This window comes from Reichenbachiella carrageenanivorans (genome assembly GCF_025639805.1).
Lineage (GTDB): Bacteria > Bacteroidota > Bacteroidia > Cytophagales > Cyclobacteriaceae > Reichenbachiella > Reichenbachiella carrageenanivorans.
In genome coordinates, this window is record NZ_CP106735.1 from 219,967 (window position 1) to 232,146 (window position 12,180).

Below are 12,180 nucleotides of genomic sequence, written 5' to 3' on the forward strand. Positions count from 1 at the left end.
TAGTTATTCAGCAGGCAATAGATCCAGTCCCAATTCATCCAATTGCTCTCTAGCAATCGGAGAAGGCGACTCTATCATCACATCGCGCGCAGAAGTATTTTTAGGAAAAGCTATAAAATCTCTGATAGAGTCTGAGCCTCCAAACATAGAACATAATCTATCAAATCCAAAAGCAATCCCACCATGTGGAGGTGCTCCGTACTCAAAAGCATCCATCAAGAATCCAAATTGTGCTCTTGCTTCTTCATCAGAAAAGCCTAAGTGTTTGAACATCATGGCCTGCGTATCTCTGTCGTGTATTCTAATCGACCCTCCGCCAATTTCCACTCCATTGATTACTAAATCATACGCATTGGCATGTACTTTTCCTGGATCTGTATCCAACAAGGGAATCTCTTCTGGCTTAGGTGAAGTAAATGGATGGTGCATCGCATGATATCGCTCGCTATCCTCATCCCACTCTAGCAACGGAAAGTCCAATACCCAAAGAGGCTTGAAATTCATTGGATCTCTCAGCTCCAAGAGATCTCCCATGTGCAATCTAAGTTCACACATTTGTTTTCTTGTTGCATTGAGCTCGCCTGACAATACCAAAATCAAATCACCTGGCTTAGCACCAGCCTTATCAGCCCATGCTTTCAAATCTTCTTGCGAATAAAATTTATCTACAGACGATTTGAAAGTACCATCCGCATTACATTTTACATGCACCAATCCTTTGGCACCTACTTGTGGTCGCTTCACAAAGTCGGTCAATGCATCGAGTTGCTTACGTGTAAACTCTGCACAACCTTCGGCACAAATACCCACTACCAACTCAGCCTGATCAAACACATTGAATCCTTTGTTTTGCGCTACGTCGTTGAGCTCTACGAATGGCATGCCGAATCTTACGTCTGGCTTGTCCGATCCGTACAATCTCATGGCATCGTCGTACTGCATGTGTACAAACTCACCCACTTCTACGTTGAGTGCCTCTCTGAACAAATGTCGAGTCAACCCTTCGAAGGTATTGAGGATATCTTCTTGAGTCACAAACGACATTTCGCAGTCAATTTGTGTAAACTCTGGCTGACGATCGGCTCTTAGGTCTTCATCTCTAAAGCATTTCACAATTTGGAAATACCTATCAAAACCAGATACCATAAGTAATTGCTTAAAAGTCTGAGGTGACTGTGGCAAGGCATAAAATTCGCCTTTATTCACACGAGATGGCACCACAAAATCTCTAGCACCTTCTGGTGTAGACTTGATCAAAACAGGAGTTTCTACCTCCATAAACTCCTGAGCAGACAGATACGAACGCGTAGCTTGCAGCATCTTGTGACGCAGCATCAACTTTTCGCGCACTTCGTCTCTTCTCAAGTCGAGGTATCTATATTTCATTCGGAGCTCTTCACCTCCATCAGTATCGTTGTCTATAATGAATGGAGGAACTTTTGAAGGGTTCAATACCTCCAACTCGCTCACTTGTATTTCTATTTCTCCCGTAGGGATTTTATCATTTTTCGCATAGCGTTCTACTACTTGACCTGTAGCCTTGAGTACAAACTCACGACCTACAGACTTCGCTTTTTCCACTATTTCAGTGGCTGTTTTACCCTCTTCGAATATGAGCTGAGTCATGCCATATCGATCGCGCAAGTCGACCCAAACCATTCCTCCTTTGTCGCGTACTTTTTGCACCCATCCACAAAGTGTCACTTCTTTACCGGCGTCCGCCAACCTCAATTCGCCACAAGTCTGTGTTCTCAGCATAATAAATTGTATTATAAAAAATGAAGGCGCAAATTTAATCATTGTGTTGTTTTGGGCTTCATCACTAGGTAGTTTAATTTTGATTTTTCACTAGCTTTAAAAAATTCGTAAATCATGGGCGTTATTTTATTTCTCAGTTTAATATTTTCCAATTTTCAATCTGATAATTTGACGAAAGTCAATGTAACAGAGGAGATTAATATGATGATCCCTTCGGACTTTCGTCTGATGACCGACGACGAAATGGCCAGTCGCTACTTTACTACAAAAAAACCTGTGGCTATCTATACCGACCAAACCGTAATGGTAGACCTCGGCATTAACCAAAGCGCAACAGAGTGGATTGTGGATGACCTTGAAATCATGGTGAGTTTTCAAAAGTCCAATATCTATAATTTCTACGACGACATAGAAATGATAGACCAAGGGATCAAAGAGGTAGATGGTAAAAAAGCCGCTTATTTCGAATTTATTTCTACAGTGAAGCCTGAAGGCAAATCCTTTCGCTCACAAAGCCCTGTAAAAAAATACACCTATATCCAATACATGATCGTAGGCGAGCACTCTTGGGTATTCAATTTTTCTAGTCCTGTACAGTTGCAAAGTATCTGGCAACCTCAAGTAATCAATATTATGAATAGTGTAATATTTCTTAAAAAGAAGAAATGATACCAGGTCTACACAGCGATGAGGCCTTCATGAAAGAAGCTCTCAAACAAGCACAATACGCTTTTGATGAAAATGAAGTACCTGTAGGTGCTGTAGTCGTATGTGACAACAAAATTATATCTAGAGCCTACAACCAAGTGGAAAAGCTCAATGACGTGACTGCCCATGCTGAGGTGCTAGCCATTACTGCCGCAGAAAATTATCTGGGCACCAAATATCTGACAGGCTGCAAACTCTATGTAACACTAGAACCATGCACCATGTGTGCTGGTGCTACCTACTGGTCGCAACTCGATGCAGTGATCTATGGCGCTAGCGATCCTAAGCGTGGCTATACGGCACTCGCCCCAAAAGCCCTCCACCCAAAAGCAAAAGTCACTCACGGTGTATTAGCAGAAGCTTGCAGCCAGCTCGTGACAGACTTCTTTGCTCGCATGCGAAATAAGGGCTGATAAATCCAAGGAAAATTGTAACCACCGTGATACTTCTTACGATTAGGGAAGAAGTACAACCTTGAATATATGATTACAAGAACGAAGTGGTTTGACCGAACTTTCGAACCCATTGCAGACAACTCCCTCCTTTTCGACATTATAGAACGCCTCGAAGGCACCGGCCTACGCATCGAACATAAACTCCACAACAGCGGCAGTGCCTATTTCCAGTCGTCGACCAAGCACAAATGGTCGATCAAAAAGCAAATTGGTCATTTGGGAGACGTAGAACCTCTGTGGCTAGAACGAATCAAACAAATCAAAGCTGGAGAAACCAGCCTAAAAGCAGCAGACCCCACCAACCGAAAAACAGACGAAGCGGCGCATGATAACAAAAAAGTGAAAGACTTGATTTCGGAGTTTAGCAGGCTACGCAGTAAGCTTATCGCAGAATTGCGAGTCAGCACCGCCGACCAGCTCAACCATGCCGCCACACACCCTCGTACTGGTCATCAGATGAAACTAGTAGACTTGGCTTACTTCGTAGCAGAGCACGACGATCACCATCTGGCCACCATTCACGACATGTTGATTGGAGATTGATTTTTAATACCGATTGGTATATTTTAAATCTTATTTGATTATCATTGCTTCGCTATGTTGACAAAAGCCGAAAAAACAACACAATTCATTTTAGAAAAGGTAGGCCCTTATTTCAATAAACACGGCTACACAGGTACGAGTCTATCGGCCATCACGGAAGCTACAGGCCTCACCAAGGGTGCAATTTACGGCAACTTCAAAGACAAGGAAGACTTGGCTCTACAAGCCTTCAACTACAATATCCGAAGAGCCATGAGCATCTTGCGTGAACGAATGAGTATGGAAGCAGATGGTCTAACTAAGCTCAAAGAGATCACAAGGTTTTTCAGAAAATACTATGCCACCGAAAAACTTTACGGAGGCTGTCCAATGATCAATGTAGGTATCGACTCTCTCAATCACAACAACACCCTATATAAAAGAGTAGTCGAAGTGATGAATAAACTGATTCAAAATATTGCCGACATCATAGAACAAGCCAAACAAGAAGGTACTATAAAACCCAATATTGACTCGCTAAAATTTGCCAATAAAATCTATGCACAAATACAGGGGGGCATATTCATAACCAGCATGCTAAAGAATGAGAGCCACCTAACCGAACTGATGAACCACATCGATCATATGATTGATACAGAAATGATTAAATAAAAAAATTTACCCAAACATATACCGATTGGTATTTTTTATTACCAGACAGATAACTCATGAAAAAATTGATCCAGCTTTATTTCCGTTTCCTCTCCTCATTGTCACCTAAACTTGCAGCGAATCAAGCCTTCGAACTCTTTCAGAAACCACTGAATAAAAAAATTCGCAAAAAAGAACTTCCATTTTATGAGACAGCCAAGTCTTTCTCCCTCAAACACCAGCAAGAAGATATTCAATGCTATGAGCTGGGCGACCCCACCCATCCACTGGTACTGATGGTACATGGTTGGGAGTCTAATGCGGCTAGTCTTTCTGCTATCGCCACCCCATTGGCAGAGGCCGGTCATCACGTGATACTATTCAATTTGCCTGCTCACGGCTACTCCAAGCTCAAGAAAACCAACATTAAAAGATGTAAGGATGTTTTTTTAGCTGTTGTGGCTCACCTCCAGCCTAAAGGTCGTTTTTCGATAATATCACATTCCTTTGGCTCTGCAGTTACTTCATTTGCCCTATCTAAAAGCTCCTATGCCGTCGATCAGCTGATATTCTTAACAAGCCCCAATGAAATCACAAACATCTTTAAGGAATTTGCAAACTTCATAGGCTTAAGCCAAAAGTCATTTCATCACCTATGCCGCAAAGCAGAAGCTATCCTACACGAGCCACTAGATCACCTCAAAGTAGAGGGACTTGGCAACAAAATAGATTACCAAAATCTACTGATCATTCATGACAAGGATGACAAAATCATCCCTAAATCTAACGCCGAAGAAATAACCAAACAATGGGCTAACGCTGACTTGAAACTGATCGAAAAAACCGGTCACTATAAGATGCTCTGGAATGACCAAGTGATCGACCATATCGTCTGGAGTCTAACAAAGAACAAGGAAGAGCATTTGAAAAAAATGATCTATGCCACAGCTTTTTAACACATTAAAATAAACGGAATTTGGCTTTACATACCGGTCAAAAAATACTCACTATTGAGTATTTTTTGACCGCAAGATTTCAAATCAGACATAGAATTTTGCATACCGAATGCTACTTAATAACTTGTAGTAAAATAATCCTAATTATTATGTCTTTATCCACAATGAAAACTTTCATCACCAGCACACTCTTGTTCTTAGCAATCACTACAATACAAGCACAGCAGCAAGAATTCAATCAGCTATTTAATGAACTAGAAAGTGCCATTGGCTTAGTAGAAACCAGCAAATACAAATACGAACCTGAGTTACTATTCGAGCACACCAGTGTGATCAAATACAGCTATACCAAAACCAGTCTCAAAGGCACTGTAAACACGTACGCTTATGAGTTGAACATTGCAGATATAGACCCCTATACCGTTCGAGAAAGTACCGAAAAAGATCTGATCGTTGTAAATATCAAAATCAAAAACAGTCAGGATTTGATTAAAACTTTCGAAGATCAGGAAGTAAAATCCTATACCGAAGAGCTACAAATCGTAGCCGCCAACATAGACAATGCCCGAAAGATTCGAAGTATTATAGAAAAGGCCATTCCACTGGCCGAAAAAATCATGCTCAACAAACTGAGCCTTTCTAACTATGACGAAATGCTGACATGGCTTACCGCCAATGTCAAAGATGCCACATACGCCGACGAATCGTACGCACAAGCCATGCAACCAGACCCTACATATGCGGGCAAGGTGAATTTAAGCATCGTAGAAACTGGCAAATCGACTAAGCAGTCCGATTACTCATTCAATCTCGCAGACATCAATGTAAATACGGTGCGTTTCGATATCAGTGGATCTGAATTTGGATTAGAGTTTGAAACCAAGCGTAAACACAATTTGATCAAATACATTGAAGACGGTGAATCAAAGCCATTCATCAACGACCTCGTGATCAAAACCAATAATGTAGAAGAAGCCAGAGATTTACTAACTGTACTAACACTCATCATTCCCGAAGCGGAGAAGCAAGTAGAAGCCTCTTTCCCTGTATTTGGCAACCAAACTGAGACACTCAACGCCGTATCTAAAAACACCAAAGCACTGACCTACGGCAGCGATACCTACGAACAAACTTTCAACGCCGACTGTCTAGCTGAATATGTGATTACAGAAATATCTGAAAGCAAATCCGAAAAAACACAATACAACTTCAACTGGATCGACATCAACGACAAAGTGATCGACTACAAAATCAGCGGTTCTAAAATGTACATCGAACTCATCACCAATAAAAAACAGAAACTCATAAAAGTGCTGGAAGATGGTGAGCTAGAGCCTTACGACGAGACGTTTAAACTCTACTGTGAAGATGCTGAGAATGCAAGGCGTCTACAGTATACCATCAAACAAACGATCGAAAAATGCAGACAAAACTACCAAGCAGAGGTACCTAACGAAGGTTTAAAAGCCAAAATAGACTGGCTAACTGGCGCAGTAAAAGAGGTAAGAGAAGGAGACGAAACATATAGTCAAACGCTAACGCTTGTAGAAGATGACAACCTAGAGAAGTTCAAATTTACTAAACTGGAAATAGACGAAAAGGGCAGCACCGAATACATTTACGAACTCAACTTCGCCGATCTCAATGAGCGAAATATTGATTTTGATGTATCAAGCAGGTCTATTTCTGTGAAAATAGAAACTAATTTCAAAGAGAAGATCATCAAAAACTACAAAGACGGAGAAATTCAGAATTACGAAGATGAGCTCACCATCCATGCCAATAATATAGAAGAATCTAGAAATTTGATTAAAGCCTTGGTAGACATCGTGACGCTAACCAAAGGCAAGTAATAAACTATCTCGATGTTTGGCTTACAGACCGAAACGGTACTGTAGGCCAGTCATTAAGAATCGCTGCGAATCAGCCACACCGTACTCTCCACGGACGGCCCATGTTTTGTTGATTTGAAAATTGAAACCGAACTGAAACGTCCACGCCTGAATCATTTCCTTGTGGATAAAATAGTTGATATCAGTTGTAAATAGACCACTTTCATTTACTACAGTTTGTATCTTGCCCAATGCGGCATTTTGAGCTTCTAGCTTTATTCGATTAGGATTCGCTGGCCCCCAGCCCTCGTCTATAATAGTCTGCTCGTTAGCTGCTATTTTGTCATCTACCCTTTGATTAAAAATACCATCTGCCTCAGGAAACACTTGATCCAAGCCAATTTCCCCGTGGTTGCCTTTGTCTCCAATAAAATCTCTATACATGGCACCTATATACACCGCAATCAATCGGTCCTTCTTGGTTTTCGACAAGGCAAATCGGCGACCAACTCGAGTAGACAATGTGGCATAGGTCACCTGATCTTTCAATAATTCAGTATTTGTTCTTGAAAAATTAACATCCGAACTCATAAAATAATTGTCGAACCCATAAATGAGCGTGGCTCCTCCTCCATAAGCTATCGCGTCAAATTCGACTTTCGAGCTAAATTCTGGCATTTCCAAAATCACGTCTCCAGTAGCATCCGTCCATGTGGGCTTCAGGCTCACGCCTGTACTGCCTTCCACTTTTGAAAACAAACCATACACATTCAAAAAAGGTAAAATCCACGCATCACCCCTAAAATTGATCCCATTTGTAGTCGCAGTCACAGAGGTGAAATTCAAAGTTTCAGTATTGATAATCCCAGTTAAGTCCTGACCTGCTACTTGCAGCTCAAATTCTGTAATCTCCAAATCAATGAAAGCATTCACATAATGTGCACTCAAACCAAAAGGTAGCTGCATGAGATCGCCCATACCTCTCTCTATCACTTTGTCCGCCCAGATGGGCAATACATATGGATAAGCCGCCGTAGTCGTATCTTTCTCCAGCACTTGGGCAACAAGAGAGGAGGAAAGTAAAAACAGTAGTGAAGTGGTTAGTAGTATATGTTTCATTTGGCTATGTTTTTTTTGCGCAAAACTGCTCAATTATTTCAATTTAATTATGTTCCCTACTTTTAACTGTCCGTTTTTCCCATTCTTTTTTTTCTTCTTCAAGCTTTTTCTTCCCCTTTTCATCCAAGCCAAGTGCTTTGAGTTCATTCACATCTGGCTGACCAGCATCTACCCAGCAGGTAAACCAAATATCCCCAACCATCTTGATACTAGCTCTCATCCTGCGCTCTACCATGCCATCGAGCATTTGATCATAAGCATGTGAATATTTTTGAGAATAGACCTTGATCGTAGTGTTTCCTCGTTCCTCATACGAATATTTTTTACTCTCCGAAAATCGCTTTGACAACTCCTTTTCAAAAAGCAAAACAGAATCCATAGCCAAATGTGCCTCTGTAACTGCCGCCCAAGCCCGCTCCTGCACATTGGCTACATACTCGGCTTTGCCCACAAAAAAATCATAATCGTCGGCATACAACTCGGGCAACCTCGACTCCCAAAAGCCATGTATACCATATTGGCCTGTCAGCTGGCCATTGTAGTTTTCAGTAGTGTGAAGTGGCACATTGCTATCGCCAATATAATGACCGATATCTGCCGAGTAGCGTAGTATACGGTCCAGATCACGCGCCTCAAACGCCTTCGTCAACTGATATTTCATCAAAGTGATATGCCAAGGCACAATGCCATAGGCCTGCAACGTATCTTCGGTATACTTCTCTACGGCGTCGAACCAATTGTGCGGCACCACCTGCAATGCACTATCTCCATAAACATCTAGGTCGATATAATGTCTTGGTGCTTCCCCATCTACAGCATAGCGTCGCTGATCAGGGTTAATGGCATTCTCGGTGAGATAGACGATGTGCATTTTATAAAAACCAATCAACTCAGGAGGCATGGTGAAAACCGCCAAACGATTGATCCTACGATGTGCATAAAACCCCCAACGATAGGAAGACAAACCCAAACTAGCAAAGACTAATACGAAGAGAAGAAGGTTCTTTTTCAAGGGAGTATAGTGATTTTGTACATATATGAGCAACTAAAATAAAAAGACTTTCATAGTATAATTATTTACCGACCTATTAATTTTCAGTTTAGAAAGCAATACCCCTATATGAAGCTAATTCGTGCACTGACCTTTTTGATCATTACCTCCATTTTACTACCTGCCTGTGTAGGGTTCAAAACCAAAATCAGTCAAAATCAGCTCAAAAAAAGCCTCGAAAAATCAGCCACTTTCAATAGTCATCTCACAGGATTTGCGCTTTATGATCCCCTAGACAGCAACTTCCTCTACACTTGGAATGAAAACAAATACTTCACCCCAGCATCCAACACCAAATTACTCACCTTCTACGCAGGCCTTACGCTCCTGCGAGACTCTGTGCCTGCGCTGAAATACAAACTCAAAGGCGATTCTTTGTTTTTCACTGGTACAGGCGATCCCACTTTCTTACACCCCGACTTCGAAGATCAACCGATCTTTGAGATGCTAAAAGACACAACTCACAGCCTCCATTATGTGGAGTCGGTACTCGAAGATGAAAAATTCGCACCCGGCTGGTCTTGGGAAGACTACGAATACTATTTCCAACCTGAGCGATCAGCCTTTCCTATCTATGGCAATACGATCAGGTATGTCTACGATTCGATTCAAGACCAATTTCACGTAACGCCTTCCTTTTTCGCCGACTTTGCTGAAATACGGCCGATCGATTCCGAAAAAGTAGTACCTAATCGACTCAAGCGCACCAACATTTTTAGCTTTGCACCAGACTCTGGACGCAGCACATACAAAAACGCTGTTCCTTTCCTGACCTCTGACGAACTAACCGTAGCTCTGCTCGAAGACACACTTAAACGTAAAATACATTGGGTAGAGGATTTCGTATTTGATAGCTCAAAACTAGCATACAGCCGCCCAGTCAACCAGCTCTTTGCCTTCATGCTCAAACGCAGCGACAATCTGGCTGCAGAGCAAATCCTCTACCTCTGTGCTTCGGAAATGAGAATGCCACTAGCGGCAGATCCTATCCTTCGATTCACACAAAATGAAAACCTACGTATCAGTCCTTATCCCCCCATTTGGAAAGATGGCAGCGGCCTCTCCCGATACAATCTCATGACTCCCAAAACAATGATTGGAGTTTTAAACTATATATCCACGGAGATTCCTATTGATGAAATGAAGCAGCTACTAGCTGTAGGCGGTGTGGATGGCACTCTCAAAAACTGGTATAAGCCTCTAGACGAAGAAGCACCTTATGTATTTGCCAAAACTGGTACGCTAAGCAACATCCATAACCTGACAGGCGTCATCCGAACCAAATCTGGCCGAGACTTGTTCGTCAGCTTTATGAACAACAACTATCCTTCTAGTTCTAGGCCTGTCAAACTCGAAATGGAAAAAGTAATGCGGCTCATTTATGAGCGATTTTAGTCCACTTGACTAGGCTTTTACTAAAAGCTACACCATTGCTAAGTGTGCTGTTCATACGAACATGCAACCACTCAAATAAAATATTAATTGCATATACAACTAATTAAATCTTTCCTCGTAAACTTTGCGGCATGGAAGAAAATTCATTCTCAGAATTGGACAAAACAATACTGCCTTGGCTAGGCCGTACGATGAAAGCTTTAGATCACTTTCTAAATGACCAATTTGAATCCCATGGTCTCAATCTTACCAAAGCACAATTCGTTGTGCTCAAAGTTCTCTCCCATCAAAGTAGTATCGCCCAAAATAACCTTGCCTTTATTACCAACCGTGACAAAACTTCACTCACCAGACTAATAGACACCATGGAAAAGAAAGGGCTGGTGATAAGATCTTCCGATCCTAATGACAAAAGAATCAAGCTGGTAAGCATCACTACAGAGGGGAAATCAAGTGTAAAAACAGCAATCCCTATGCTCCATGAGACTATAAAAAAGATACAAACCGACATTGACCCAGCTGACCTACAGACGACAATCGAAGTATTTAAAAAAATAAGTAAGAATATAAATGCTGACGAGCTCACAGCTCCTATCAATCAATAAACTTTTATGAAAAGACAACTATCTATCGTAGCAGGTGTAGTGATCATCGTAGGGGGATTTTTCGGATCCCAAATGATCATGAATAGCAAAAAGGATCAGAGACCTCCGGCTCAAAAAACCTTAAGTACTGTATTTACCCAAAAGGTAAAAAACCAAAACATCAGTGTGAGTCTCATCGAAAATGGCAGACTAATAGCCAAAAGAAAAGCAGATCTGTATGCCGAAGTACAAGGGGTGATGGAACCTACAAGCAAAGCTTTTAAACCAGGTATCAAGTACAACAAAGGTGAAACACTCGTTAATATAAGAAGCAACGACGCTTATGTAAACTTGCTTGCGCAAAAAAGTGTTTTGCAAAATTTGGTCACCAGTATATTGCCTGACCTCAGATTAGACTACCCAGAGGCCTACTCCAAATGGAATGCTTATGTCTCCCATTTTGATATAGAAGCTCCTATAGCCAAGCTCCCTGAGACTTCGTCCGAAAAAGAGAAATATTTCATCACGGGTAAGAACATCTATACCACATACTACAACACCAAAAATCTGGAAATCCTGCAAGGCAAGTATAAAATCCGCGCACCATATACTGGTGTACTTACAGAAACTTTAGTAAACCCAGGGACAGTAATCCGCACAGGCCAAAAGCTGGGCGAATTTATCGACCCCTCGGTATATGAGTTAGAAGTGGCCATTAGTCAATCCATGCTGCCAGCACTATCTATAGGCAAAAAGGTAAAAGTAACTAACCCTAACGCTGGAGATAAAACATGGACAGGCAGAGTCTCTCGTATCAACGGTAAAGTAGACGCTACCACACAAACAGTACAAGTATACATCGAAGTAGCTAGTGATGACTTGAAGGAAGGCATCTACCTAGAAGCCGAAATCTCAGGTGAAGAAATCGCCAATGCTGTAGAGCTTGACAGAAAACTCCTCGTAGAAGGCGATAAAATATACACAGTAGAAGACAATAAACTCAAACTTCTCCCTGTAGACATCGCCCATAAGACAGACAAAACGGTCGTCGTTACCAACCTAAAGGATGGCACTGAGATCACCTCCAAAATCATCCCAGGTGCATTCGAAGGCATGGAAGTCAAAATCTCAACTCAAAATTAAATCTGA

General features: G+C 41.6%; 12 protein-coding genes. 9 read left to right on the forward strand and 3 right to left on the reverse strand.

Annotation, left to right across the window (positions count from 1 at the left end):
* Window positions 1-3: 3 nt before the first annotated feature.
* Window positions 4-1,758, reverse strand: a complete 1,755-nt coding sequence (aspS, locus tag N7E81_RS00960; RefSeq protein ID WP_263051411.1) for an aspartate--tRNA ligase — start codon at window positions 1,756-1,758, stop codon at window positions 4-6.
* A 168-nt stretch (window positions 1,759-1,926) separates the two neighbouring features.
* On the opposite strand from aspS, the gene N7E81_RS00965 reads away from it, so the two are divergent.
* The 6 genes from N7E81_RS00965 to N7E81_RS00990 all read left to right on the forward strand — a co-directional run bounded on the left by N7E81_RS00965 (window position 1,927) and on the right by N7E81_RS00990 (window position 6,903).
* The gene (locus N7E81_RS00965; RefSeq protein ID WP_263051412.1) at window positions 1,927-2,427 is read left to right on the forward strand and encodes a hypothetical protein; all 501 of its coding nucleotides are present in this window, start codon (window positions 1,927-1,929) and stop codon (window positions 2,425-2,427) included.
* Entirely contained in the window at window positions 2,424-2,879 is a 456-nt protein-coding gene (locus N7E81_RS00970; RefSeq protein WP_263051413.1) for a nucleoside deaminase, read from the forward strand. The genes N7E81_RS00965 and N7E81_RS00970 overlap by 4 nt, the downstream gene beginning before the upstream one ends.
* A gap of 69 nt (window positions 2,880-2,948) precedes the next feature.
* Window positions 2,949-3,464 carry a DinB family protein gene (locus N7E81_RS00975; protein ID WP_263051414.1) on the forward strand — a complete coding sequence of 172 codons (516 nt, stop codon included), beginning with the start codon at window positions 2,949-2,951 and terminating at the stop codon, window positions 3,462-3,464.
* A gap of 54 nt (window positions 3,465-3,518) precedes the next feature.
* Window positions 3,519-4,115: a TetR/AcrR family transcriptional regulator gene (locus N7E81_RS00980; RefSeq protein ID WP_263051415.1), complete on the forward strand. Its 597-nt coding sequence runs from the start codon at window positions 3,519-3,521 to the stop codon at window positions 4,113-4,115.
* 56 nt (window positions 4,116-4,171) lie between these two features.
* Window positions 4,172-5,050, forward strand: a complete 879-nt coding sequence (locus N7E81_RS00985) for an alpha/beta hydrolase (RefSeq protein WP_263051416.1) — start codon at window positions 4,172-4,174, stop codon at window positions 5,048-5,050.
* A gap of 149 nt (window positions 5,051-5,199) precedes the next feature.
* Window positions 5,200-6,903 carry a hypothetical protein gene (locus N7E81_RS00990; protein ID WP_263051417.1) on the forward strand — a complete coding sequence of 568 codons (1,704 nt, stop codon included), beginning with the start codon at window positions 5,200-5,202 and terminating at the stop codon, window positions 6,901-6,903.
* A gap of 21 nt (window positions 6,904-6,924) precedes the next feature.
* On the opposite strand, the gene N7E81_RS00995 is transcribed toward N7E81_RS00990, so the two are convergent.
* Entirely contained in the window at window positions 6,925-8,001 is a 1,077-nt protein-coding gene (locus N7E81_RS00995) for a hypothetical protein (RefSeq protein WP_263051418.1), read from the reverse strand.
* Window positions 8,002-8,044: 43 nt separating this feature from the next.
* Window positions 8,045-9,013 (reverse strand): zinc dependent phospholipase C family protein, encoded by a 969-nt coding sequence (locus N7E81_RS01000; RefSeq protein ID WP_263051419.1) that lies wholly within the window; start codon window positions 9,011-9,013, stop codon window positions 8,045-8,047.
* A 108-nt stretch (window positions 9,014-9,121) separates the two neighbouring features.
* Here N7E81_RS01000 and N7E81_RS01005 point away from each other — a divergent pair, with 108 nt between their 5' ends.
* From N7E81_RS01005 to N7E81_RS01015, 3 genes are all read left to right on the forward strand, one after another.
* Window positions 9,122-10,447 (forward strand): D-alanyl-D-alanine carboxypeptidase/D-alanyl-D-alanine-endopeptidase, encoded by a 1,326-nt coding sequence (locus N7E81_RS01005; RefSeq protein ID WP_263051420.1) that lies wholly within the window; start codon window positions 9,122-9,124, stop codon window positions 10,445-10,447.
* A gap of 131 nt (window positions 10,448-10,578) precedes the next feature.
* Window positions 10,579-11,052 carry a MarR family winged helix-turn-helix transcriptional regulator gene (locus N7E81_RS01010; RefSeq protein ID WP_263051421.1) on the forward strand — a complete coding sequence of 158 codons (474 nt, stop codon included), beginning with the start codon at window positions 10,579-10,581 and terminating at the stop codon, window positions 11,050-11,052.
* Window positions 11,053-11,058: 6 nt separating this feature from the next.
* Entirely contained in the window at window positions 11,059-12,174 is a 1,116-nt protein-coding gene (locus tag N7E81_RS01015; RefSeq protein WP_263051422.1) for an efflux RND transporter periplasmic adaptor subunit, read from the forward strand.
* Window positions 12,175-12,180 lie beyond the last annotated feature (6 nt).

Bases quoted from the DNA above. Each gene is read 5' to 3' on its own strand.
- aspS (WP_263051411.1), bottom strand. From the start codon at position 1,758: ATGCTGAGAACACAGACTTGTGGCGAATTGAGGTTGGCGGACGCCGGT.
- N7E81_RS00970 (WP_263051413.1), top strand. From the start codon at position 2,424: ATGATACCAGGTCTACACAGCGATGAGGCCTTCATGAAAGAAGCTCTC.
- N7E81_RS00975 (WP_263051414.1), top strand. From the start codon at position 2,949: ATGATTACAAGAACGAAGTGGTTTGACCGAACTTTCGAACCCATTGCA.
- N7E81_RS00980 (WP_263051415.1), top strand. From the start codon at position 3,519: ATGTTGACAAAAGCCGAAAAAACAACACAATTCATTTTAGAAAAGGTA.
- N7E81_RS00985 (WP_263051416.1), top strand. From the start codon at position 4,172: ATGAAAAAATTGATCCAGCTTTATTTCCGTTTCCTCTCCTCATTGTCA.
- N7E81_RS00990 (WP_263051417.1), top strand. From the start codon at position 5,200: ATGTCTTTATCCACAATGAAAACTTTCATCACCAGCACACTCTTGTTC.
- N7E81_RS00995 (WP_263051418.1), bottom strand. From the start codon at position 8,001: ATGAAACATATACTACTAACCACTTCACTACTGTTTTTACTTTCCTCC.
- N7E81_RS01005 (WP_263051420.1), top strand. From the start codon at position 9,122: ATGAAGCTAATTCGTGCACTGACCTTTTTGATCATTACCTCCATTTTA.
- N7E81_RS01010 (WP_263051421.1), top strand. From the start codon at position 10,579: ATGGAAGAAAATTCATTCTCAGAATTGGACAAAACAATACTGCCTTGG.
- N7E81_RS01015 (WP_263051422.1), top strand. From the start codon at position 11,059: ATGAAAAGACAACTATCTATCGTAGCAGGTGTAGTGATCATCGTAGGG.